Here is a 22,880-nt window from a genome sequence, read left to right on the forward strand (position 1 = left end):
CTTTCCCGGCCTGCGGGGTCGGCGAGGCCGACCGGCCGCGGCCGCGGTCCGGCGCTTCGCGCCGGTGCCGCGGCCCCGCCCGCCGCGCACCCGGCCGGGCCCGGGCGACCGACGCGCCGACCGTGCCGCGCTGGCGGCCAGGGCCGCCGAGCGCGGGCGGTTGGGGTCGGGTACCGGCGGGTTTCGCGGCCGAGGCCGAGCGCCAACGGTTACGCCGCGGCCGGGGCGGCCGGGGTGGCCGCCGCGGGCCCCGCCGGGGCGGGGCGGTGTGGGGCGCGGCGACGGCCGGCGAGCACGGCGGCGACGCCGGCCGCCGTCCAGGCGAGCAGGACGACGAGTGGGAACGCCGCCCCGTGCCCGTCGAAGAAGGAGACGGAGCGCAGCAGGGTGGCGCCGGCGCCGGTGGGCAGCAACTGGCCGAGCGCGCCGACCGGTTCCGGCAGCAGCTCGGGCGCGGAGCCCGCCCCCGACCAGGGGTTGCCGAGCAGCATCAGGAGCAGCGCGCCGAGCCCGATGCCGCGCGGGCCGAGCAGCGCCGCCGCGCCGGCGACGGTGGCGGCGCCGGTCAGGGCGAACAGGCTGAGCGCGGCGGTGACCTGCCACCACCCGCCGCCGAGCACGTCGAGCCAGCCGTGGCCGACCGCGGCCGCGGCCAGGCCGATCAGCGGCGCTGAGCAGGCCAGGGCGAGCAGCGCCCAGCGACCACGCAGCCGGGTGGCGGTGATCGCCGCCCCGGTGGCGAGGCCGGCGAGGGCGAGCGGCAGCACGCCGGCGGTGAAAGCGGCGCCGCGCGGGTCGGCGGCGGGGCCCGGCACCACGTCGACGACCGTCACCTCGGTGCCCTCCGCCGCCTGGCCGGTGGCGATCGACTGGAGCAGCTGGGCGACGGCGGGCCCGGCGGCGGAGGCCGTGAGGAGTCGCGGCCCCTGGCCGTCGGCGACGAGCGCGCCGTAGATCTCGCGGTGCGTTATCGCCTCGCGGGCGGCCGCCTCGTCCGGGTAGCGGTGTACGTCGAACGCGCCGTCGGCGTCGGAGAGTTGGCTGGCGATGCGGTCGGTGGCCACGGGCGGGCCCGCGACGCCGACGGGGAGGTCGTGGGGTGCGGAGCGGGCGACGGGCCAGGTGAAGGCCCAGAGCATGAAGGTGATCAGCGCCGGCACGAGGAGGCCGACGATCAGCAGGCCGCGGCGGTGAGACACGCGGAGCCTCCGAACATCAAAGAGAAGGATCATTCGTTCTGCGTTATTCACCGTGCGCCCGCCGGGCGCGGCTTGTCAAGAATGAATGTTCGTTTTATCGTCTCGGGTATGGCACGCGTCTCCCAGGAGCACCTTGAGGCGCGCCGTCGACAGATACTCGACGGCGCCGCCCGCGTCTTCGCCCGTGACGGCTTCCACGGCGCCTCGATGCAGGACGTGTTGCGCGAGAGCGGCCTGTCCGCCGGTGCCGTCTACCGGTACTTCCCCAGCAAGGAAGCCATGATCACGGCCCTCGCGACCGAGGTGCTCGGCGCGGTGCGTGCGGCGTTCGAACCCATCGCGGCCGCCGAGCGGCCCAACCTGCCCGACGACATCGTCCACGCGCTCGACCGGATCTGGTCCACCCTGCCCTACGCGCCCGCCCTGCTGCCGCACGTGTGGACGGAGACGCTGCGCAACGAGGAGTTGTCCACCGTCCTCCAGCAGGGGCTCGGGGCCCTGCTCGACCTGTGGGAGGGCCTGGTGGCCGGCTACCAGCGCAACGGCTGGATGCGCGACGACATACCGCCGCGCGACGTCGCCCGCACGCTGCTCGCCTGCGCCCAGGGCTTCATGCTCCAGCGGATCATCTTCGGCGAGGCGGACGTGACGGTCCTGGCCAACGGCCTGCGCGGGCTGATGACCCTGCGGCAGCCGGAGTCGGTGGAGGGTTAGCCGCCGGCCGGCGGCTGGAGTTCGGCGCCGAGGCGGCGGTCGACGGCCAGCGTGATCGCCGCCGACACCGCCCGCTTCACCAGCGGCCGCAGCCGCTCCAACACCTCGGTGAGCCGCCGCACGTCCTCGGCCGACAGCGGATGCCGGTCGCCGTCCCCCAGCACCTCGGGGACCACGTGCGCCCGCAGCACCTCCGTGAACACCCCGGCCAACTCCTCGGCATGACCGCGCAGCACCTGCCCGGCGGCCAGCACCACGGGCAGCGGCAGGCCCTCCTCGACCAACGCGGAGGTCGCCTCCAGCAGTTCGCGGCTGAAGTGCGTGATCTCGTCCCCGGACACCGTGAGATACCCGGTCTCCACCGCCGCCGCCAGGTTCTCCGGGGAGTCGCCGCCCGGCCAGTACGCGGCGAGTTCGGCCCGCGTCAGCCGCACCGGCCGCTCCTCGGCCCAGGGCGGCGGCTCGGCCGGCGCCGGCAACGGCTCGGCGAGGCCCAGGAGTTCGGCGGTGCGTTCGGTGTCGTGGCCCGCCGTGAACGCGGCTATCAGCTCGGCTATGCCGCCCAGCGTGTGGCCGCGCGCCAACAGCGCCGCGATGGTGCGCAGTCTGGACAGGTGGCTGTCGTCGTACCAGGCGACCCGGCCGACGCGGCGCGGCGGCGGCAGCAGTCGGCGCTCCCGGTAGTAGCGCAGGGTGCGCTCCGGGATGCCGGCCGCCTTCGCCAACTCGGCGGCCCGGTACTGGCGTGGTGCCTGGGGTGCCTCCGATGCGTGCACGAACCGCAGTCTAGAGAGCGCTCGCACCCTACCGGGCGGTAAGAAGCTGCCCTACACTCCCGGACACGCCAGTGATGACTGGCTGGTTGCCAGACCCTGTCCCCACGGGAGGAGCTGAGCGGCTGATGCATGTGAAGGTGGCGGTCGTCGGGGCCGGCTTCGGCGGCCTGGGCGCCGCGGTGCGGCTGCGCCGGCTCGGCGTCACCGACCTCGTCATCCTCGAACGCGCCGGCGCGGTGGGCGGCGCCTGGCGCGACAACACCTATCCGGGCTGCGCCTGCGACATCCCCTCGCACCTCTACTCCTTCTCCTTCGCCCCCAACCCGCACTGGCCCCGCAGCTTCTCCGGGCAGCCGGAGATCCGCCGCTACCTGGAGCACCTGACCGACGCCTTCGGGCTCCGCCCCCACCTGCGGCTCGACTCCGAGGTCACCGCGGCCCGTTGGGACGCGGACGCGCTGCACTGGGAGATCGAGACCGGCACCGGGCCGCTCACCGCCGAGGTGCTGGTCTCCGCCACCGGACCGCTCTCCGAGCCGAGCCTCCCCGACCTGCCGGGCCTGGACCGCTTCCCCGGCGCCGTCTTCCACTCCGCGCGCTGGGACCACACCGTCCCGCTGCGCGGCCGGCGGGTCGCCGTCGTCGGCACCGGCGCCTCGGCCGTCCAGTTCGTGCCCGAGATCCAGCACGAGGTCACCGAACTCACCGTCTTCCAACGCACCCCGCCCTGGGTACTCCCCAAGCCCGACCGACCCATCACGGCCGCCGAGCGCGCCCTGCACGCCAGGATCCCGCTCACCGGCACGCTCCGCCGCCAACTCGCCTGCGGCGTACGGGAGCTCCAGGTCGGCGCCTTCACCGGACACCCCGCGCGGATGCGGGCCGTCGAACGGCTCGCCGCCCTCCACCTGCGCCGCGCCGTCGCCGACCCCGAGCTGCGCCGCCGGCTCACCCCCGACTACCGGCTGGGCTGCAAACGGGTCCTGCTCTCCAACGACTGGTACCCGACGCTCGCCCGCCCCCATGTGCGGCTCGTCGACTCCGGGCTGCGCGCGGTGCGCGGCGCCACCCTGGTCGCCGAGGACGGCCGCGAGACCACCGCCGACGTCCTCGTCCTCGGCACCGGCTTCCGGATCACCGACCAGCCCATCGCCCACCGCGTCACCGGCGCCCACGGCACCACGCTCGCCCACGAGTGGCGCGACGGGATGGCCGCGCTGCGCGGCACCACGGCCGTCGGCTTCCCCAACCTGCTCACCGTCATCGGACCCAACACCGGACTCGGCAACAACTCGATGATCCTCGTCATCGAGGCCCAACTCGCCTACCTGGCCGACTTCATGAGAAAGCTCGCCGCCCTCGCGCCGCCCGGCGGGCGGGCCGCCCTCACCCCGCGCCCCGAGGCGGTCCGCGCCTGGGGCGGACTGATGGCCGCCCGGCTCGCGAACTCCGTCTGGAACACCGGCGGTTGCCGCAGCTGGTACCTGGACGCCAGGGGCCGCAACACCACGGTGTGGCCCGGCACCACCGCCGCGTTCCGCCGCGCCACCGAGCAAGTGGACCTCGCCGAGTACGAGGTGCTGCGCCGCGAGGCGGTGGTCGCCCGTGGCTGAGACGATCCGGCGGCTGAGCGTCGTCTCCACCGGCGGAGCCCGCCTGCACACCGAGGTCCACGGCCCGGACGACCGGCCCACCGTCCTGCTGGTGCACGGCTGGGCCTGCGACACCGGCTTCTGGCGGCCGCTGCGGGATTTGCTGCTGCCCGAGCACCGGGTGGTGGTCTACGACCAGCGCGGCCACGGCCGTACCCCCGCCACGCCCGGCGCCTGCTCGCCCGAGGCGCTGGCCGACGACCTGTGCGCGGTGCTGGCCGCCACCGTGCCGGCCGGCGCGCGGGCCGTCGTCGCCGGCCACTCCATGGGCGCCATGACCGTGGTGGCCGCCGCCGGGCGGCCGGAACTGCGCGATCTCGCCGCCGCGACCCTGCTCTGCTCCACCGGCGTCGAAGGACTCACCAGCGCGTCCACCGTCTTCCCGCTGCCGCCGGGCCCCGCCCGCGCCCGGGCCCAACGCCTGCTGCTGACCACCCGGTTGCCGTACGGCCCGGTCACCCCGCTCAGCCGCCAACTCGTCCGCTACGTCACCATGGGCCGCGCGGCCACCGCCGAACAGCGGCGGCTGGTCGCCCGGATGGTCGCCCGCTGCCCCCGCCCGGCCCGCGCCGAGTGGGGCCGGGTGCTCGCCGACCTCGACCTGTCCGCAGCGCTGACCCGCCTCGACCTGCCCACCACCGTGGTGCACGGCACCGTCGACCGCCTCACCCCCCTCGTCCACGCCCGCCGCACCGCCGACCGGCTGCCCCGCCTCGTGGAGCTGGTCGAACTGCCCGACATCGGGCACATGGCCCCCTTCGAGGCCCCGGACCGCGTCGTGGCACCGTTGATCGCCCTCGTGAAGGAGCACCTGCTATGAGCACACGCCGGCACGCGGTGCGCGGTCGGGTCGCCGTCATCACCGGAGGAGCGCGCGGCATAGGCGCCGCGCTGGCGCGCACGCTGTCCGAGCGGGGCGCCACGGTCGCCCTCGTCGGCCTCGAACCCGACGCGTCGCGGGCCGTGGCCGCCTCCCTGCCGGGGCCCGCCGAGCACTGGGACGCGGACGTCACCGACGAGGCCGCCATGGCCGAGGCCGCCCGCCGCGTCGGCGAGCGGTTCGGCCGCGTCGACGTCGTGGTCGCCAACGCCGGGGTGGCCGCCGGCGGCCGCTTCGCCGACTCGGACGACGCCGGCTGGCGGCGTGTCGTCGAGGTCAACGTCGTCGGCTCCGCCGTCACCTGCCGCGCCTTCCTGCCCGCGCTGCGCGACAGCCGGGGCTACTTCCTGCAGATCGCCTCGCTCGCCGCCCTCACCCCGGCCCCGCTGATGACCGCCTACTGCGCCTCCAAGTCCGCCGTCGAGGCCTTCGCGCACGGCCTGCGCCCCGAGGTCGCCGACGACGGCGTCCGGGTCGGCGTCGCCTACCTCAGCTGGACCGACACCGACCTGGTGCGCGGCGTCGACGAGGACCCCCACCTGCGCCTGGGCCGCTCGCTGCTGCCCTGGCCCACCAACCGCACCAACCCGCTCCAGCCCGCCGTGGAACGGCTCGCCGACGGCATCGAACGGCGCGCCGCCCACGTCTACGGCCAGCGCTGGGTGCGCGCCGCGCAGCCGCTGCGGCCGCTGATCCCCGCCGTGCTCTCCAGCCCCTGGGCCGTGCGCCGGCTGCGCCGGGTGACCGGCAACCCGCGCCACACCCTCGTCGGCCCGAGCGGCCGGGCGGCGACCCGGCCGGGGAACGACGGGGACTAGACGGGGACTAGAACCGCCAGCGCGTCTGGGCGTAGTCGCCCTTGCGGAAGCCGAAGGCCACCGAAGGACGCAGCCGGTAGACCAGGGCCCGCTGGTCCAGGCGGTTCCGGAACGCGCCGTCACGCACCTCGTACCGCCACTCCTCGCCGTACTTGGCGACGAACGCCTCCGCGACCCGGCGCAGCTCCGCCTCGTCGCCGACCAGCCGCGCGCTGCCCTGGACCACCAGGTCGAGCCCCCGGTCGAGCGCGCTGTCGCCGGTGGTCAGCACGCAGCGCGGATTGGCCGCCAGGTTCCGCACCTTCCGCTCCCCGGCGCCGCTGGTGAAGTGCGGCGCCCCGGCGACCCAGACGCTCAGCAGCGGCGTCACGTGCGGCTGCCCGTCGGGGCGCACCGTGGACAGCCAGTACACCTCGGCCTCGGTCAGCCCGCGCAGCGCCTCGGCCCAGGGCGTCGGCTCGGCGCCGGGGGCGCTGTAGCGGGGGTCGAGCTCGGTGCTCCTGGGCTCGCTCTCCCCGAAGTCGGCGGGCGGCATGGGCGGCTCCTCGTGCTCCTCGGCCGGGTGGTCCTCGTCCAGGACCGGGACGTGTCGGAATGCCGACCGCCGCCGGCCGGGGAACTCATCGGTCGCCCCACGTTGTCAGCCGCTCGTCACCGTCACCGTCACCGATCGCGGTCCTCGCGGTTCTCGTCCAGGGCGCTGCCGCGCAGGTCCCTGCCCCGCTGCGACATGTCGCCCTGGCCGGGGCCTCCTCCCCCCTCCCGTCTGTGCCGGCCGCCCTGACCGCCCTGACCACCCTGGCCGCTCATCGCCCGCCTGGCGCGCTCCTGCAGCTGCTGGGCCTTCTCCTTGAGCTGGTCCGCCATGCCCATGCGCCGCCACTCCTCACCATCGCCTCGAAGAAACCGGTGACTGCCGGTGCCTGCCACCCCCAGGCTGACACGACTGGACGAAGCGTGCATATCGGGCTAGCCGGTGGTGCGCGGCGGCAGCGGCGGCCGGCGCCGGTCGGGGATGTCCCGGTAGCCGGGCGGCGAGGCCGCCGGCCGCCGCTCCAGCAGGTCGAGCGCCACCCGCACCGCCGTGTCGAGCACCACCGAACGCCCCTCGGCCCAGTCGATCGGCGACCGCACCGCCTCGATGTCCGGCTCGACCCCCCGGTTCTCCACGGCCCAGCCGTACGTGTCGAACCAGGCCGCGTTCATCGGCACCGTGATGTCCGTGTCGTCCGCCAGCTGGTGCTCCCCGGTGATGCCGACCACCCCGCCCCACGTCCTGCCGCCCACCACGGGCCCCAGCTTCAACAGCCGGAACGCCGCCGTGATCATGTCGCCGTCCGACGAGGTCGCCTCGTCGGCCACCGCCACCACCGGGCCGCGCGGCGCGTTCGAGGTGTACGAGACCGGCTGCGCGTTCCGCGTCAGGTCCCAGCCCAGGATCGTGCGGCTCAGCTTCTCGATCACCAACTCGCTGATGTTCCCGCCCGCGTTGCCCCGCACGTCCACGATCAGCGCCTGCCGGGAGAACTCCATCCGCAGGTCGCGGTTGAACTGCGCCCAGCCGGAGCCGCCCATGTCCGGGATGTGCACATAGCCGCAGCGCCCGCCGCTCAACTCCCGCACCAGCTCGCGCCGCCTGCTCACCCAGTCCTGGTAGCGCAGCGGCCGGTCGTCGATCAACGGCATCACGGCGATCCTGCGCTGCCGGCCGTCCTCCTCGGCGAAGGCCAACTCCACGCTGGTGCCGCCGGTTCCGGCCAGCAGCGGCCAGGGACCCGCCACCGGATCCACCGGCCGGCCGCCGACGTGCGTCAGCACCGCGCCCTCCCGCACCCCGCTGCCGGCCAGCGGCGAACGGGCCCTGGAATCCGAGGAGTCGCCCGGCAGGATGCGCGTCACCTGCCACGAACCGTCCTTGGTGCGCGCGAAGTTGGCGCCGAGCAGGCCCTGCGCCCGCTGGTAGTGCGCCGGCCCCTCGTTGCGGCGCGCCGGGGTGACGTACGCGTGCGAGGTGCCGAGCTCGCCCAGCGTCTCCCACAGCAGGTCGGCGAACTCGTCCGGGCTGGCCACGCGTTCGACCAGCGGCCGGTACTGGTCGAGCACGGCCGACCAGTCCACGCCGCCCATCCCCGGCTCCCAGAAGTAGTCGCGCACGATCCGGCCCGCCTCGTCGAACGCCTGCCGCCACTCGGCGGCCGGCTCCGCCGTGTGCACGATCCGGCGCAGGTCCACGTGGACGGTCGAGTCGCTGTCGCCGCTCTCGGTCGCCGGGACGGCCCGCAACTCCTCGTCCTCGCACACCACGAGCCGGGTGCCGTCGCCGCTCGGCACGAACCAGTCGACGTCGTCGGTGAGTTCGGTGCGCTTGTTCTTGGCCGGGTCGAAGTGCTCCAGGGTGGGCTTGCCCGAGGTGTCGTCCGGATTGACGAACGTCTCGCCGAGCGCGCCCGAGATCGGCCACCGCAGCCACACCAGGCCGCCGCCGGCCACCGGATGCAGCGAGCTGTACTTCGACGCGGCCACCGGGAACGGCGTCACCCGGCTGCCGAGCCCCTCCGCCTCCACCTGCACGGCACCCTCGTCGCCACCCGCGTCGTCCGGATCGAGCCCACCGGCGGCCGGCCGCCCCTCGGGCGTGATCGCGAACGGCGAGCGGGTGGCGGAGGTCAGCGGCACCAGGTACGGGCGGCAGCCGAGCGGGAAGGACAGGTCGCCGGTGTGCACGTCGTACACCGGGTCGAAGCCACGCCACGACAGGAACGCGAGATACCGGCCGTCGCTGGTGAACACCGGCTCCTCGTCCTCGAACCTGCCGTCCGTGACGTCGATGATCGTGACCTCCTCGACGCCCAGCTTGGCGATCTTGATCTGCGTCAACGACCGGCCGATCCCGGGGTGCGCCCAGGCCAGCCACTGCGAGTCGGGCGAGAACGCGAGGTCCCTGACGGGACCGTTGACGGAACGAATCACCTCAACGGTGCCGGCCTTGCGGCCTACCGCCTCCTCCCCGCCTCCGTCGGCTTCCGAACCCGCCGCGGGAGCCCCTACGTCCCGCGCCTCCGCCCCGACCACCGGTCCGGCTGCGCCGGTCGCGGTTCCGGCTGCGCCGGTGGTTGGCTCCGCGCCCTCGGCGCCACGCGCCTGCGGCGCGGCCACGACCGGCCCGGTCACGGGGCCGGCTTCGCCGGTTGCGGTTCCGGCTTCGCCGGTGGCCGGCGCCTGCGGCGCGGCGGCTCCGGGCTGCCGCCCGGTGGCTGGCTCCGCGCCTTCGGCGCCACGCGCCTGCGGCGTGGCCACGACGGGCCCGGTCACGGGGCCGGCTTCGCCGGTTGCGGTTCCGGCTTCGCCGGTGGCCGGCGCCTGCGGCGCGGCGGCTCCGGGCTGCCGCCCGGTGGCTGGCTCCGCGCCTTCGGCGCCACGCGCCTGTGGCGGGGCCACGACGGGCCCGGCCATGGGCAGGCCGGCTGCGCCGGTGGTCGGCGTCCGCGGCGCGGTGCCGTTGGGCTGGTGCTCGGCTGCGCCGCTGGTAGGTTGCGCGCCCTCGGCGCCCGGTGCCTGGCCGGCGGCCGGGCTGGGGGCGGTTCCGGCTGCGCCGGCGGCCGGTTCGGCGCCCTCGGCGCCCGGTGCTTGCGGCGTGGCCACGACCGGCCCGGCCATGGGCAGGCCGGCTGCGCCGGTGGCCGGTGCCTGCGGCGCGGGTCCGGGCTGGCGCTCGGGAAGCACTGCGCCGGAGGTGGTCGTGGCCGGGGTGGGGAGGTTGTCGGCCGGGAGGCCGGCGTCGGCCGCCGCCGGCTCCGGCACGGGGCCGGTCGGCTGGCCGTGCCCGGCCTCCGCCGAGCCGGCGGCCCCCGGCTCCTCCCGCGCCTCCGGCGCGGTTGGCGCCTCCGGCGCGGTTGGCGCGGCCGGTTCCTCCTCCGTCTCGTCCGCCGGGGGGACCTCGATGAGGAGGAGGCGGCCGTCGTGGGTGGCGGCGGCGAGGAGTTCGCCGTCGGGGGAGGCGCGGAGTTCGCGGACCCGGCCGAGGTCGCCGGTGGCGAGGCGGAGCGGCTCGGTGTCGCCGCTGGCGCGCGGGAGGTGGGCGATCTCTATGGCGTCCTCGCCCGAGGCATCGGTGACGTACGCGATGCGGCCCGTGTCGCCCAGCATCTCGGGGAGCCGGACCCGCACGCCCGTCGTCGCGGACAGGGCGCGGGCCGGGCCGTCGCGGTGGGTGAGCCAGTAGAGCGCGCCCCGCACGCAGACCGCGCTCGCGCGGCCCGTCGCGTCGACGGCGAGGGCGTCGACGTTGGCGGCCGTCCGCACCTGGAAGGCGCGGCGGCCGGTGCGCGGGCCGCCGAGGCGGACGTCCAGGCGGCGCGGGCGTGACCCGGGGATGAGCTCGTCGACCAGCCACAGTTCGCCCCCGCACTGGTAGACGACCCGCCGGCCGTCCGTCGCCGCGTGGCGGGCGTAGTACGCGTCGTGGTCGGTGTGCCGCCACAGCTCCGTGCCGTCGGGGCGGCAGGAGTACAGGTTGCCGACCCCCTCGTGGTCGGAGAGGAAGGCGACCCGGTCGCCCACCAGCATCGGGCAGTCGAGGTGGCCCGCGAGGTCGGCCAGCAGCCGGGTGCCGTGGTACCAGAGCTTGCCCGTCGCGCCGCCCCGGTACCGCTTCCAGGCGGCCGGCTCGTGCGGCGCCTTGCCGGTCAGCAGCAGGGTGCGGCGGTCCGCGCCGGCGCCGGTGACCGCGATGTCGGCGACCGGTCCCCACGGCAGCTGCTCGCCCGGGCCGCCGACCGTCGGCACCGTGTAGGACCAGGTGAAGTGGGAGAACGGCTGGTTGTGCGAGCTCACGGCGAGCACGCGGCTCTCGCCCGACGCGTCGGGTGGCGTCCAGCCACGGACCCGCGTGTCGTAGGAGGCCCAGTGCGTCAGCTGGCGGGCCGGGCCGCCCCCGACCGGCAGCAGGTGGATCTCCGGATCCAGGGTGCGCCAGCTGGTGAACGCGATCAGGTCTCCGTTGGGGGAGAATCGAGGATGTCCGACCTGGGTCCGGTCGGCGGTCAGCCGCCAGGCCCGCTCGGACGTCCGGCCGGGGGCTGGCAAGGGGGCCAGCCAGAGATCGTCCTCGGCGACAAAGCACAGCGAGTCGCCGTGCAGGTGCGGGAAGCGTGGATACGCGTCGGCAGTTGAGTTGGATTCGTCGCTCACGGGTCCATGCTTCGGCTCGCTGAATACGGCGGCAAGTCACCGAAGGACGACAAGAGGCAGGAAATGTGACCTGAGTCACTTTTTGCCCAGGTGGCTCACCCTGCCCGGCTGGCGCCGCGTCTCGTGGCATGAGCTGACAAGTCTCATCTCCCGATCATGAATCACACCACGACACCCGGACAGGAGACCCTGCCCCGTGGCCACCTTTCTCTACAAACTCGGCCGGCTGAGCTTCCGGCGGCGCTGGTGGATGGCGCTGAGCTGGCTGGTACTGCTCTTCGCCATCGGCACCGCCGCCTCCACCGCCGGCGATCCCCCCGAGGAATCCTTCTCGCTGCCGGGCACCGAGACCGAACAGGCCCTCAACCTGCTGGAGAGCGAGTTCCCGGCGGCCAACGCCGAGGGAGTCGGCTCCACCGTCGTCTTCCAGGCCCCGGAGGGCCAGGAGCTCACCAGCCCGGAGAACGAGGCCGCGGTCCGCGAGACCCTCTCGGCGCTGCAGGGCGCCGACCTCGTCATCTCGGTGGGTGACCCGTTCGTCGAGGGCTCGGGCCAGGTCAGCCCGGACGGCAGCACCGCCTTCGCGGACATCGAGTACGACGCCTCCTACGAGGACATCACCGAGGAGCTCCAGCAGGAGCTGTTCGACGCGATGGACCTGGCCCGTGACGCCGGGCTCACCGTCGAGGCCCAGGGCGAGGTCGCCATGGGTCCGGCGGAGCTGGGCGGCGCCGCCGAGCTGATCGGTGTCGGGGTCGCGGCCGTCGTGCTGATCCTCACCTTCGGCTCGCTGATCGCCGCCGGCGTGCCGCTGCTCACCGCGCTGATCGGCGTCGTGATCGGCTCGATGGGCATCGCCGCCCTGGCCGCCCCCCTGGGCCTCTCCGGGGAGACCGGCATCCTGGCGACGATGATCGGCCTCGCGGTCGGCATCGACTACGCGCTGTTCATCGCCTTCCGCTACCGGGCCGAGCTGGTCGAGGGGCACAGCCGCGAGGAGGCCGCGGGGCGGGCCGTCGGCACCGCCGGCTCCGCCGTGGTCTTCGCCGGCCTGACGGTGGTCATCGCGCTGGCCGGCCTCGCCGTCGTCAACGTCCCGATGCTCACCAAGATGGGCCTGGCCGCCGCGGGCGCCGTCGTCATCGCCGTCCTGATCGCGCTGACGCTGGTCCCCGCCGTGCTCGGCATGGTCGGCAAGCGGATCTTCGGTCGCCGGGTGCGCAAGGCCAACCCGGAGACCGGCGTTCCGGCCCCGGTCCCCGTCGACGGCAAGCAGAACGCGGGCACCCGCTGGTCCCGCTGGATACTGAGGCGCCCGGCCATGGTGCTGGTCGCCAGCGTGCTCGGCCTCGGCGTGCTGGCTGTGCCGGTGGCCAGCATGGAGCTGGGCCTGCCGGACAACAGCACCCAGCCCGAGGACACCACCCAGCGCCAGGCCTACGACATGTTGAGCGAGGGCTTCGGCCCCGGCTTCAACGGGCCGCTGATGATGGTGCTCCAGGGCGGTGACGGCACGGACCTCACGGCCGCCGCCGAGACCCTGCGCTCGGAGCTCGAGGGCTACGACGACGTGGTGGCCACCACCCCGGCCATGCCCAACGAGGACGGCACGGTCGCCATCGTCAACGCCTTCCCGGGCTCCAGCCCGGCCAGCACCGAGACGACCGACCTGGTCTCCCACCTGCGGGACGACTTCGCGCCCGACTTCGAGGCCGAGACCGGCGTGCAGCTGTACGTCTCCGGCACGACGGCGATCAACAGCGACTTCTCCCAGGTGATGAACGACGCGCTGGTGCCGTACCTGGCGCTGGTGGTCGGTCTGGCGTTCATCCTGCTGGTGCTCGTCTTCCGGTCGATCCTGGTGCCGCTGAAGGCCGCGCTCGGCTTCCTGCTCTCCGTGCTGGCCGCGCTCGGCGCCGTCGTCGCGGTCTTCCAGTGGGGTTGGGCCGCCAGCCTCATCGGGGTCGAGGAGACCAGCCCGATCATGTCGATGATGCCGATCTTCATGATCGGTGTGATCTTCGGTCTGGCGATGGACTACGAGGTCTTCCTCGTCACCCGGATGCGGGAGGCCCACGTCCACGGCGAGGGGTCGCACCAGTCGGTGATCACCGGCTTCCGGCTCAACGCCCGGGTGGTCACCGCCGCCGCGGCCATCATGATCAGCGTGTTCGCCGGCTTCGCCGTGACCGCCACCGAGGACATGATCAAGATGATGGGCTTCGGCCTCGGGACGGCCGTCCTGCTGGACGCCTTCGTGGTCCGGATGACCATCGTCCCGGCCCTGATGGGCCTGGTCGGCGAGCGTGCCTGGTGGCTGCCGAAGTGGCTGGACCGGATCCTGCCCAACGTCGACGTGGAGGGTGAGTCCCTGGAGAGGTACCTCAAGGCGAACGGCAAGGGCCGCGACGCGCTCGAGAAGGAGCGGGAGCCGGCAAGCGTCAGCTGAGCCGCGTCGATCCCGGCCGTTCGAGCCGCACACCGGGAGTCGTGAAGGGAGCCCGGCGCTCCGAACCCCCTCGGGGGCTCGGAGCGCCGGGCTCCGGCGTTACCGCGATCGAACAACGGTTCGGTGGGGAGTGCCGGCGGACGCCGGCTGACCAACGGGCTCAGCCACCGCCCGGGACACGCCGCACCGTCCGCAGCAGGTACTCCTTCCGGTTCAGGGGGTTGGCGTCCGTCCGTGGCCGCTCGGGCGCCGGGCCGCGCACCGGGCGGTAGCGGTGGAAGGCGGCCTCCAGCAGCCCCTCGCCGCTGGTCAGCGTCGGCAGCCGCTGCTCCAGGTCGTGGACGCGCGCGGCCGGGATGTCGCCCTCGATCACCACCAGGTCCCCGCTGTTGGCCGTCGTGTGCGGCACGGCGTCGAGCCGGGCGAGCACCGGGAGCAGCACGCCGGTGCTCGCCTCCGGGGCCTCGATCCGGAACCGGTGCAGGGGCTCGTGCACGACGGTGCCGGCCCGTCGCAGCGCGGTCATCAGCACCAGCGGGGTCAGCAGCCGGAAGTCGGCGCCCGTGCTGGACATGGACTTGTCGAAGATGGCGTGCGCGTGGCTCTGGCGCGGCGCGTAGCCGGAGTGGGTCATGGTGACCACGCAGTCCGGGACCGGCCAGCCGTGCGGACCCTGCGCCAGCGTCTCGCGCACGGTGTCCTCGACGGCCCGGAAGAAGGCGTAGGGCATGGAGCCGAGTTCGACGCCGAGCCGGAAGGCCACGCCGGCGCCGGCCGGCGCCGGCGCCACGCGCAGGCCCACGGTGGCCAGGAACGGGTTGTCGTCCCTGCCCTTGAACTCCGCCGCCTCCCCGACCCCGGTCAGCCGCTCCACGTGCAGGGTCGTGGTGGCGTGGCACACCACCTCGACGCCGAACTCCTCGGCCAACGTGGCCTGGATGACCTCCTTCTGGACCTCGCCGTAGAGCGACACATGGATCTCCTGGCGGAGTTCGTCCCGCCGGAGGTTGATCAGGGGATCCTGCTCGGCGAGTTGGGTGAGCGCGGCGTGCAGCGCCGCCCGGTCGGCGGGACGTACGGGGGCGACCACCGTCTCCAGGGAGGGCGGCGGGAAGTGCCGCTCGGGCGCGCCGGCCCGGCCGGGGTCGCCGAGGGCGTCGCCGATCCGGACGTCGCCCAGGCCGGTCAGCAGGCCGATCTGGCCGGCCGTCACCGCCTCGCGTCTGACGGCCGCGCCGTGCTCGAAGACGGCGACGCCCGTCACCTTCGCCGCGCGCTCCCCGTCCCGGCCGTAGCGCAGCGTGTCGCGCACCGACACCGTCCCGAGCCGCATCCGGACGTAGGCGGTCTTCTCGCCGCCCGGGCCGCGTTCGATCTTGAAGACGGTGCCGGCCGGCGGGCCGTCGGGCGCCCCGCCCGCGGTCGGCAGGAACTCCCGGATGCCGGCGGCCAGTCGCTCGGTGCCGGCGCCGGTGATGGCCGAGCCGAAGAAGACCGGGTGGACCAGGGCCCGGGCGGTCTGGGCGGCCAGCGCGGCCCGCAGCCGGTCGGGGGCGAGCCGCCGGGGGTCCCCGTCGACGTACGCGGCGAGCAGCGCGTCGTCGTGCTCGGCCAGCACCTCCGACAGGCGGGCGGTGAAGGCCGGTTCCGCCGGGTCGAACGGCGCGTACGCGGCGTCCCGGGTGCCGAGCCGGCGTGGGACGCCCATCGGGACCACGGCGGGGCTCAGCCGCCGGGCGATCTCGTCGAGCAGCGCGCCGTGCCGCGCGCCGGAGCGGTCGATCTTGTTGACGAAGAGCAGCGTGGGGATGCGCAGCCGGCGCAGCGTCCGCAGCAGCACGCGGGTCTGGGCCTGCACCCCCTCGACGGCCGAGACGACGAGCACGGCGCCGTCGAGCACGCCGAGCACCCGCTCCACCTCGGCGATGAAGTCCGGGTGTCCTGGGGTGTCGATCAGGTTGACGGTGCGGTCGCCGAGCGCGAAGGAGACGACGGCCGACCTGATGGTGATGCCGCGCCGGCGCTCCAGCGCGAGCGAGTCGGTCCTGGTGCTGCCGGCGTCGACGCTGCCGACCTCGTCGATGACGCCGGCGTCGTACAGCAGCCGTTCGGTCAGGCTGGTCTTGCCGGCGTCAACGTGGGCCAGGATGCCCAGGTTGAGAAAGACGGGTGTGCTCACAGAGCGTCAGGTCCTCTGGTTCGAAGGGGGTTCCCTGCTTCGCGGACGCGGACGCTGTCCTCATCTCCGACTCCTCTCTCCTGGTGTTCCTGGCGGTCCTGGTGCCCCTGGTGGTGGCCGGGGGAGTACAACAGACGGCCGTCGGGGCGGCAACCGATTTGCGGAGTCGGGGCTATGGTTAAGTCGACAAGGTGATCGGAACCGGGAGGCGATGGTGCGACGCGAGCCGGGAAAGACCCTGGTACGGGCCTTGTTGGCGGCCTTCGTGGGCCTCGCGCTCGGCGGCGCGCCGGCCGCGGCCGCCGCCGCGGGCGCTCCGCCGTCCGGGTGTGTCCCGGCGATCTCCCTGGACGACGCGGCGGGCGCCGAGCGGCTGTTGGCGCGGGTCGACGCGTTGGAGGCGGCCGGCGTCGGCCGGGCGGAGATCGACGCGGCGCTCGCCGATGAGGCGTGCCTGGTGCGGGTCAGCGCGGCGACCGAGGTGCCGCCGACGTCCGCCCTGGTGGTCTCCACGCCCGACGTGTACCGGATCGCCACCGTCAACGGCCGCGACCGCTGGGTGGCGATGACCGACTGGGCCTTCCAGTCGCTGCCCGCCTACCCGATGACGGGCCGCCAGGCCGTCACGACCTGGTTCGACTCGGCGGTCACCCCGATCCTCCAGGTGGTCCACCACAGCGGCACCACCGACGAGTACCCCAACACCAGCAGCGAGGCGGCCGCCGCGGTCAACGCCTTCGGCGTCGGCTTCCTGATCACCCCGGCCAAGTCGGCCACCGACATGAACGTGGCCACCGGCCGCTCGGCCCTGGTCTTCGAGGGCGCCGGCGGGAGCTGCAAGACGCTGACGGCGCGCGGCGCGTTCGCCCACACCTGGTACGGCACCGACATCAACGCCATGTCGATCGCCGCCACGGGCCCCACCTTCGGCTGGACGGACACCCTCTACCGGGCCCTCAACGTGAGCCAGCCGGCGACGGTCAGCAACGTGTGCGGCTGACCGTCGCCGGCTGGTCGCGGCGCGGGGGGATGGCGGACTACGGCGCGGCGCTCAGGACGTCCGCGACGACCGGGCCCGCGTTGCTGCCGCCGTGGCCGGAGTTGGGGACGACGGCGGCGACGGCCAGGTCGTTGCGGTAGGCGGTGAACCAGGCGTTGGGCTTGTCCTGGCCGTCCACCTCGGCGGAGCCGGTCTTGGCGCCGATGTCGCCGCCGAGCCCCGCCATCGCCTCGGCCGCCGTGCCGTTGGTCGCGGTGCGGTTCATCAGGCCGCGCAGCTCCTCGGCCGTGGCGGCGCTCAGCCCGTTGGCGGTGGCGAACTCGCGGTCGTCGAAGGACTGCGGGACCAGGTAGGGCTGGAGGAAGCCGCCGTTGCGGACGGTGGCGGAGACCGAGGCCATGGTCATCGGGTTCATCCGCACCCCGCCCTGGCCGATCAGCGAGGCGGCCATCTGGGCGTCCGACTGGGTGGGCACCGCGCCGTCCATGGTGGTGGTGCCGACCTGCCAGGTCATGCCGAGGCCGAAGGCGTCCCGGGCCTGGTTGCCCAGGGCCTCGTCGGACAGCTCCGGCGCCTGGCTGATGAAGGCGGTGTTGCAGGAGGCGGCGAAGCTGTCGGCGAAGGTGCCGCCCTCGATCTCGAACTCGTCGAGGTTCTGGAACCGCCAGCCGCCGACCTCGAAGTACTGCGGGCAGGGGTGCGGGGCGTTCGCCGAGGCCAGGCCCTCGTCGATGAGCAGCGAGGCGGTGACGATCTTGAAGGTGGAGCCCGGCGCGTAGGAGCCTTCGAGGGCCGTGTTGAAGCCGTCGGCCGGCGAGTTGGCGAGACCCTGGATGGCGCCGGTGCTCGGCTGGATGGCGACGACCGAGGCGTTGCTCTTGCCGGCGACGGCGGCCTCGGCCGCGGCCTGGATGGTGGGGTCGATGGTGGTGGGCACCTCGCCGGCGACGGGCTCGGCGAGCGCCAGCAGCTGCTCGACGGTCTCGCCCTCGGCGTCCACGATCCTGGTCTCGGCGCCCGCGCTGCCGCCGGACTGCTCCGCGTACCGCTCGCGCAGGTCGTCGAGGATCGGGGCGAGCGTCGGGTGGTCCTCGGCGGTGAGCGCGGCGCCCGTGGCGTCCAGCACCTCGACCGGGGGCAGTTCGTCGGCCGGTCCGGTGACGATGGACTGGCCCTCGGCGAGGCCCGGGTACAGCACGGTCGGCTCCCAGTCGACCACGGGCTCGCCGGTGGTGGCGTCCCGGGTGACGGTCAGCTCGGAGGAGTAGTTCCAGTCGGCCGGGTCGACCGCCTCGTCCTCCTCGTAGGCCACCACCGCGTCCACGGTGAAGGCGACCCGCTCGCCGCTCGGCGCCTCGGGCGTGACGGTGAGTTCGGAGACGGCGGCGTCCTCGACGAGCGAGGTCAGCGCCGCGGTGGCGGCCTCGGGGTCGTCGGTCAGCTCGGCCGCGGCGGCCGCGTCGCCGGCGGCCCAGGCGTCCAGGAAGGCGTCCGAGGCCTGGAGGACCTCCTCCGCGCTCGGCGGCCCGGACTCGACGCCCTCGCCCGGCTCGTCGTCCGAGGTGGCGGCGACGTTGCCCCGCTCGCCTTCCTCGCTCTCACCGCCGAGCAGGCTGTAGGCCCCGAACCCAAGCACCGAGACGACCGCCGCGCACGTCCCGGCAATGACGGCGACACGCTGTCCGCTCCGCATCTGCCCTACCCCTCGATCACCCCATGAGCGCCTCTGCGAGGCGTCCGTCCGGGCAGCCTACCCGCTACCCCTGGTATCGCTGACCGCAGCCCGGTGTCACGGTGGGGGCGGCCACCCCGCCGGAAGCGTGTCAATGATTTCTTGACAATCCCTTAAACGTCAAGGAAACCTTGACGCATGGAACCGACCCGTGAACCAGGCGACCGACCAACGCCCCACCCCGCCGCGGGACTTGCCCTGCTCTCCGCGCTCCTCTGCGCCTTCGGCGCCCTGCTCGCCCTCCAGACGGTGGTGGACAGCGACCTGATGCTGATCCCGCTCGGCCTGCTCGCGCTGACGATCTTCGCCGCCGGGATCGCGCTCGCCGCCAGGACGACGCGGGCCCGGGCCGACGCCGCCCGCCTCGACGAGCTCGAACCGCTCCCGCCCACTGGTGAACCACGCGACGGCGAGGACCGGGCATGACCGAACCGCCCGCCGAGGGCCTGACCGAGGCGGAGGAGACCGCGCTGCGCGAGGCCGTCGCCGAGGCGGTGCTCGCCGTCCGTGCCCAGGGCCGCGCCGGCCTCGGCAGCGACCCCTCGGCCCACCTGCTGATGGTCGCCGCCTCCCGGGTCGCCGCCGAGGAGACCAGCCGGCTGCTGCGCCAGTCCATCAACGGCGCGCGCGCCGCGGGACACAGCTGGGAGGTCGTCGGCCGGCTGCTCGGCATCAGCCGGCAGGCCGCGCAGCAGCGTTTCGGCACCCCGGCCGCCACCCCACCGCCGGCCGACCCGGGCGCGCACCGCCGGGTGCTCTCGCCGCTCAACGCCTTCAACGAGATGGACGCCCTGGCCGAGTCGGGCCGCCGTGGCTGGCACGTCGTCGACTACGGCCACCTCCACCACCTCGTCGAGTCCTCCCCACGGCAGTGGGAGCACCAGCGCCTGTGGTGGCCCACCCGCCGCCGGCGCCGCCGGATGGTCGAGCAGGGCTGGGAGCTGATCGTCCCGACCGCCTTCGACTCGCCCTGGGCCTACTACAAGCGCCCTCTCGACCTGCCGGCCGAGCCCGGCCTCTCCTGACGGGGGGTCAGGACGCCCCGGCCTGCTTGGCCTTCCCGTCGAGCTGGTCGCCGTAGCCGGCGCCGGTCCAGACGAGGTGCCGGAACTGCTCCGGGGTCAGCACCCCGGGCCAGTGGGCCCCGGAGTGGAACACGCCCCGGCAGCGGAAGCAGTAGCGCGCCCCGGCGCTGAGCGCGTCCGCCCGCGGCCTGCCGTCCCGCACCCGGCGCTCGTCCCGGGTCTCGCCGCGCACGATGGCGAAGGTGGCCGCCAGGATCAGCACCGCGGCGACGGCCCCGACCGCCGTGAGCCACGGCAGGTCACGCTCCTCGGCGTAGTACCCCCCGGCGGCGCCGGCGACGACGGCGATCAGGACGCCCTCCACGGCGTGCATGAACCGATCGCCACCCGGCGCCGGCGCGATCGCCAGCCGGGTCGGCAGCTTCTCCGCCCGCCCCCGCTCGTCCACCCGCGCCTCGGCCACCGGCACGTTCTCCCACGTCCGACACCCGGGACACCCCACCGGACCGCTCGTTTCCCCGTAGGTCATGCCGCCCATGGTCGCGTCCCACGAAGTGTCCACATCAACCGGGGTGGGGCTACACCCAGGTGTCCAACCACATCCGGGCCCGCCAGCCGTCGACCGGGATCTCGGTGCCGGTGTAGATCGGGTAGAAGTAGATGAAGTTCCACGCGATCAGCAGCACCAGCACCCCGCTGGCCACGATGCCCATCACCCGGCGGCGCTCCGAGCAGCCCGGCGGGCCGAGCAGCGCGCCGATCAGCATCGTCACCGCCAGGCAGAGGAACGGCGTCAGCACCACCGCGTAGAAGTAGAAGATGGTGCGCTCCTGGTACACGAACCACGGCAGGTAGCCGGCCGCGACCGCGCACAGCACCGCGCCGGCCCGCCAGTCGCGGCGGAAGAGCCAGCGGTACACCAGGTAGGCGAGCGCGAAGCAGGCCGTCCACCACAGCAGCGGGGTGCCGAGCGCCAGCACCTCCCGGGCGCAGCCGCTCGCATAGCGGCAGTCGCCCTCGCCGCGCTCCTCGGACGTGTAGAAGTAGGTGACGGGCCGGGTGGCGGCCAGCCAGCTCCACGGGTTCGACTCGTAGGTGTGCTCCGAGGTGAGCCCGACGTGGAACTGGTAGACCTCGGTCGTGTAGTGCCACCAGCTGCGCAGCGCCGCCGGCACGAAGGAGTAGTCGCTCTCGCCCGCGCCCGGCCGGTTCGCCCAGTTCCGGTAGTAGCCGCCCGAGGTGGCGAACCAGCCCGTCCAGCTGACCAGGTAGACCGCCAGCGCCACCGGCACCAGGGAGACGAACGCCGGCAGCGCGTCCCGGCGCAGCGCCGCGTGCCGCGGCCGCTTGGCGCCGGCCGTGCGGCGGGCCGCCGCGTCCCACAGCACCGTGAGGATGCCGAACGCGGCGAGCACGTACAGGCCGTTCCACTTGGTGGCGCACGCCAGCCCCAGGCAGACGCCGGCGGCGATCCGCCAGGGCCGCGCGCCGAGCCCGAGCCGCCCCGCGACGGTCGCGTCCGGCCGCAGCAGCCCGTCGGAGCCGGCGGGCAGCGCCGCGGCCAGCCGGGCCCGGGCCCGGTCCCGGTCGACCAGCAGGCAGCCGAACGCGGCGAGCAGCCAGAACATCAGCACCAGGTCGAGCAGCGCGGTGCGGCTCATCACGAAGTGCAGCCCGTCCACGGCCAGCAGCAGCCCCGCGACGCAGCCGAGTACGGTCGAGCGGAACAGGCGGCGGCCGATGCGGCAGACCATCAGCACCGACAGGGTGCCGAGCAGCGCCACCATGAAGCGCCAGCCGAACGGGGTCAGCCCGAACAGCCACTCGCCGACCGCGATGACCCACTTGCCGGCCGGCGGGTGGACGACGTACGAGGCGGCGTCGTCGAACGGGGTCCGACCGGCCATGATCAGGTCGTTGGCGTCGTCCGGCCACTCGGTCTCGTACCCGCGCTGGAGCAGGGACCAGGCGTCCTTCGCGTAGTACGTCTCGTCGAATATCACCGCGTCCGGCGAGCCCAGGTTCACGAACCTGAGCGCCCCGGCGAGCACCGCGACCAGCAGCGGGCCGCCCCAGCCCGTCCAGCGGGCCAGCCGGGCGGCGGCGGCCGGCGCGAAGCCGAAGTACTGCCAGAGGCGGGACCCCGGCTCGGGGAACGGCGGGACAAGACGTTCGCGGACCCCGGCGGATCTCGGCGGCACATAGCCGAAGCGGCGCAGCCGCTGCCCCCAGGTGGCGGGCTGCTGTCCCGGGTCCTGTTCGTGCGGGGCGTCCGTCACGGTCTGGCTGGTCATCACCGGCCATCTTGGCATCCGCCGCGCGGGGCGAGGGGGAGGATGGGTGAGGATGAGCGATATGACTGGCGCGCGCGGTAACCCTTCCGAAGCCACCTCCGGCACCCCCGGCACCCTCGTCCTCGCCGGAACCCCCATCGGCGACCTCGCCGACGCCCCGCCCCGGCTGGCCGCCGAGCTGGCCGAGGCCGACGTGGTGGCGGCCGAGGACACCCGGCGGCTGCGGCGGCTCGCCCAGGGCCTCGGGGCGCGGATCGAGGGGCGCGTGGTGTCCTACTTCGAGGGCAACGAGGCGGCGCGCACGCCGGAGCTCGCCGAGGAACTCGCGCGGGGCGCGCGGGTGCTGCTCGTCACGGACGCCGGCATGCCGTCGGTCTCCGACCCCGGCTACCGGCTCGTCGCCGCCGCCGTCGAGCTCGGCGCCCGCGTCACGGCGGTGCCGGGCCCCTCCGCGGTGCTGACGGCGCTCGCGCTCTCCGGGCTGCCGGTCGACCGCTTCTGCTTCGAGGGCTTCCCGCCACGCAAGGCGGGGGAGCGGGCCGCGCTGCTGCGGGAGCTGGCGGACGAGCGTCGCACGCTGGTCTTCTTCGAGTCCCCGCACCGGCTCGCCGCCACCCTGGCCGCCATGGCCGAGGCGTTCGGCGCCGACCGGCGGGCGGCGGTCTGCCGCGAGCTCACCAAGACCTACGAGGAGATCCGCCGCGGCCCGCTCGCCGAGCTCGCCGCCTGGGCGGCGGACGGCGTCCGCGGCGAGATCACCGTCGTCGTCGCGGGCGCGCCGCGCGGCGCGGCGGCGGCCACGCTCTCCACGGCGGACCTGGCCGCCCTGGTCGCGGCGCGGGAGTCGGCCGGCCAGCCGCGCAAGGCGGCGATCGCGGAGGTGGCGAAGGAGGCCGGCGTCCCGAAGCGGACCGTCTTCGACGCGGTGGTGGCGTCGAAGCCGTCGGCTTCGTGACGGCCGGGTTTTTCCCC

General features: G+C 74.5%; 18 protein-coding genes. 9 read left to right on the forward strand and 9 right to left on the reverse strand.

The genetic code is table 11. The annotated features are described in order from the left end of the window. Nucleotides 1-209 precede the first annotated feature (209 nt). Nucleotides 210-1,199: an ABC transporter permease gene (locus RNC47_RS32740; protein WP_311604125.1), complete on the reverse strand. Its 990-nt coding sequence runs from the start codon at nt 1,197-1,199 to the stop codon at nt 210-212. Nucleotides 1,200-1,307: 108 nt separating this feature from the next. On the opposite strand from RNC47_RS32740, the gene RNC47_RS32745 reads away from it, so the two are divergent. Then, nucleotides 1,308-1,913, forward strand: a complete 606-nt coding sequence (locus RNC47_RS32745; protein ID WP_311604127.1) for a TetR/AcrR family transcriptional regulator — start codon at nt 1,308-1,310, stop codon at nt 1,911-1,913. Here RNC47_RS32745 and RNC47_RS32750 read toward each other — a convergent pair. Next, a complete protein-coding gene (locus tag RNC47_RS32750) occupies nt 1,910-2,689 on the reverse strand; it encodes a MerR family transcriptional regulator (protein WP_311604129.1) in 780 nt (259 codons plus the stop codon). The two genes, RNC47_RS32745 and RNC47_RS32750, sit on opposite strands and share 4 nt — an antisense overlap. Nucleotides 2,690-2,814: 125 nt before the next feature. Here RNC47_RS32750 and RNC47_RS32755 point away from each other — a divergent pair, with 125 nt between their 5' ends. Genes RNC47_RS32755 through RNC47_RS32765 form a run of 3 tightly spaced genes read left to right on the forward strand, consistent with a single transcriptional unit; the run spans nt 2,815 to nt 6,039 of the window. Then, complete coding sequence (locus RNC47_RS32755; protein ID WP_311604131.1) at nt 2,815-4,302, forward strand: flavin-containing monooxygenase; 1,488 nt, start codon at nt 2,815-2,817, stop codon at nt 4,300-4,302. Next, nucleotides 4,295-5,161 carry an alpha/beta fold hydrolase gene (locus RNC47_RS32760; RefSeq protein ID WP_311604132.1) on the forward strand — a complete coding sequence of 289 codons (867 nt, stop codon included), beginning with the start codon at nt 4,295-4,297 and terminating at the stop codon, nt 5,159-5,161. Before RNC47_RS32755 ends, RNC47_RS32760 begins: the two co-directional genes overlap by 8 nt. Then, the gene (locus RNC47_RS32765) at nt 5,158-6,039 is read left to right on the forward strand and encodes an SDR family oxidoreductase (protein ID WP_311604133.1); all 882 of its coding nucleotides are present in this window, start codon (nt 5,158-5,160) and stop codon (nt 6,037-6,039) included. The genes RNC47_RS32760 and RNC47_RS32765 overlap by 4 nt, the downstream gene beginning before the upstream one ends. 7 nt (nt 6,040-6,046) lie before the next feature. Here RNC47_RS32765 and RNC47_RS32770 read toward each other — a convergent pair whose 3' ends face one another. The 3 genes from RNC47_RS32770 to RNC47_RS32780 form a co-directional block, all read right to left on the reverse strand. Then, the gene (locus RNC47_RS32770) at nt 6,047-6,574 is read right to left on the reverse strand and encodes a pyridoxamine 5'-phosphate oxidase family protein (protein WP_311604134.1); all 528 of its coding nucleotides are present in this window, start codon (nt 6,572-6,574) and stop codon (nt 6,047-6,049) included. Nucleotides 6,575-6,702: 128 nt separating this feature from the next. After that, nucleotides 6,703-6,912, reverse strand: coding sequence for a hypothetical protein (locus tag RNC47_RS32775; protein ID WP_311604135.1), 210 nt, complete (start codon nt 6,910-6,912; stop codon nt 6,703-6,705). 96 nt (nt 6,913-7,008) lie between these two features. Continuing rightward, nucleotides 7,009-11,229: a S41 family peptidase gene (locus RNC47_RS32780; RefSeq protein WP_311604136.1), complete on the reverse strand. Its 4,221-nt coding sequence runs from the start codon at nt 11,227-11,229 to the stop codon at nt 7,009-7,011. A 196-nt stretch (nt 11,230-11,425) separates the two neighbouring features. Between RNC47_RS32780 and RNC47_RS32785 the strand changes: the two genes are divergently transcribed. Further along, complete coding sequence (locus RNC47_RS32785; protein ID WP_311604138.1) at nt 11,426-13,678, forward strand: MMPL family transporter; 2,253 nt, start codon at nt 11,426-11,428, stop codon at nt 13,676-13,678. A 160-nt stretch (nt 13,679-13,838) separates the two neighbouring features. Here the strand turns inward: RNC47_RS32785 and RNC47_RS32790 are convergent, their stop codons facing one another. Then, a complete protein-coding gene (locus tag RNC47_RS32790; RefSeq protein WP_311604139.1) occupies nt 13,839-15,857 on the reverse strand; it encodes a TetM/TetW/TetO/TetS family tetracycline resistance ribosomal protection protein in 2,019 nt (672 codons plus the stop codon). A gap of 211 nt (nt 15,858-16,068) precedes the next feature. Between RNC47_RS32790 and RNC47_RS32795 the strand changes: the two genes are divergently transcribed. Further along, on the forward strand, nt 16,069-16,857 hold the full coding sequence (locus tag RNC47_RS32795) for a hypothetical protein (RefSeq protein ID WP_311604140.1): 789 nt from the start codon (nt 16,069-16,071) through the stop codon (nt 16,855-16,857). A gap of 37 nt (nt 16,858-16,894) precedes the next feature. Here the strand turns inward: RNC47_RS32795 and RNC47_RS32800 are convergent, their stop codons facing one another. Further along, nucleotides 16,895-18,550 carry a penicillin-binding transpeptidase domain-containing protein gene (locus RNC47_RS32800; protein WP_394814931.1) on the reverse strand — a complete coding sequence of 552 codons (1,656 nt, stop codon included), beginning with the start codon at nt 18,548-18,550 and terminating at the stop codon, nt 16,895-16,897. 177 nt (nt 18,551-18,727) lie between these two features. Between RNC47_RS32800 and RNC47_RS32805 the strand changes: the two genes are divergently transcribed. Both RNC47_RS32805 and RNC47_RS32810 read left to right on the forward strand, forming a co-directional pair. Further along, nucleotides 18,728-19,015, forward strand: a complete 288-nt coding sequence (locus RNC47_RS32805; protein ID WP_311604142.1) for a hypothetical protein — start codon at nt 18,728-18,730, stop codon at nt 19,013-19,015. Beyond that, complete coding sequence (locus RNC47_RS32810) at nt 19,012-19,614, forward strand: hypothetical protein (RefSeq protein ID WP_311604143.1); 603 nt, start codon at nt 19,012-19,014, stop codon at nt 19,612-19,614. The genes RNC47_RS32805 and RNC47_RS32810 overlap by 4 nt, the downstream gene beginning before the upstream one ends. Before the next feature lie 7 nt (nt 19,615-19,621). On the opposite strand, the gene RNC47_RS32815 is transcribed toward RNC47_RS32810, so the two are convergent. Next, nucleotides 19,622-20,143, reverse strand: a complete 522-nt coding sequence (locus RNC47_RS32815) for a hypothetical protein (RefSeq protein WP_311604144.1) — start codon at nt 20,141-20,143, stop codon at nt 19,622-19,624. A 49-nt stretch (nt 20,144-20,192) separates the two neighbouring features. Continuing rightward, complete coding sequence (locus tag RNC47_RS32820; RefSeq protein ID WP_311604146.1) at nt 20,193-21,908, reverse strand: dolichyl-phosphate-mannose--protein mannosyltransferase; 1,716 nt, start codon at nt 21,906-21,908, stop codon at nt 20,193-20,195. 61 nt (nt 21,909-21,969) lie between these two features. On the opposite strand from RNC47_RS32820, the gene rsmI reads away from it, so the two are divergent. Next, nucleotides 21,970-22,863 (forward strand): 16S rRNA (cytidine(1402)-2'-O)-methyltransferase, encoded by an 894-nt coding sequence (gene rsmI / locus RNC47_RS32825; protein ID WP_311604148.1) that lies wholly within the window; start codon nt 21,970-21,972, stop codon nt 22,861-22,863. The last annotated feature ends 17 nt before the right edge of the window (nt 22,864-22,880 follow it).

The sequence above is a fragment of the Streptomyces millisiae genome (assembly GCF_031845425.1).
Classification (GTDB): Bacteria; Actinomycetota; Actinomycetes; order Streptomycetales; family Streptomycetaceae; genus Streptomyces; species Streptomyces millisiae.

Coding starts and splice junctions, on each gene's coding strand:
- RNC47_RS32745 (WP_311604127.1), top strand. CDS start 1,308: ATGGCACGCGTCTCCCAGGAGCACCTTGAGGCGCGCCGTCGACAGATA.
- RNC47_RS32755 (WP_311604131.1), top strand. CDS start 2,815: ATGCATGTGAAGGTGGCGGTCGTCGGGGCCGGCTTCGGCGGCCTGGGC.
- RNC47_RS32765 (WP_311604133.1), top strand. CDS start 5,158: ATGAGCACACGCCGGCACGCGGTGCGCGGTCGGGTCGCCGTCATCACC.
- RNC47_RS32770 (WP_311604134.1), bottom strand. CDS start 6,574: ATGCCGCCCGCCGACTTCGGGGAGAGCGAGCCCAGGAGCACCGAGCTC.
- RNC47_RS32775 (WP_311604135.1), bottom strand. CDS start 6,912: ATGGGCATGGCGGACCAGCTCAAGGAGAAGGCCCAGCAGCTGCAGGAG.
- RNC47_RS32795 (WP_311604140.1), top strand. CDS start 16,069: ATGGTGCGACGCGAGCCGGGAAAGACCCTGGTACGGGCCTTGTTGGCG.
- RNC47_RS32800 (WP_394814931.1), bottom strand. CDS start 18,550: ATGCGGAGCGGACAGCGTGTCGCCGTCATTGCCGGGACGTGCGCGGCG.
- RNC47_RS32805 (WP_311604142.1), top strand. CDS start 18,728: ATGGAACCGACCCGTGAACCAGGCGACCGACCAACGCCCCACCCCGCC.
- RNC47_RS32810 (WP_311604143.1), top strand. CDS start 19,012: ATGACCGAACCGCCCGCCGAGGGCCTGACCGAGGCGGAGGAGACCGCG.
- RNC47_RS32815 (WP_311604144.1), bottom strand. CDS start 20,143: ATGACCTACGGGGAAACGAGCGGTCCGGTGGGGTGTCCCGGGTGTCGG.
- RNC47_RS32820 (WP_311604146.1), bottom strand. CDS start 21,908: ATGACCAGCCAGACCGTGACGGACGCCCCGCACGAACAGGACCCGGGA.
- rsmI (WP_311604148.1), top strand. CDS start 21,970: ATGACTGGCGCGCGCGGTAACCCTTCCGAAGCCACCTCCGGCACCCCC.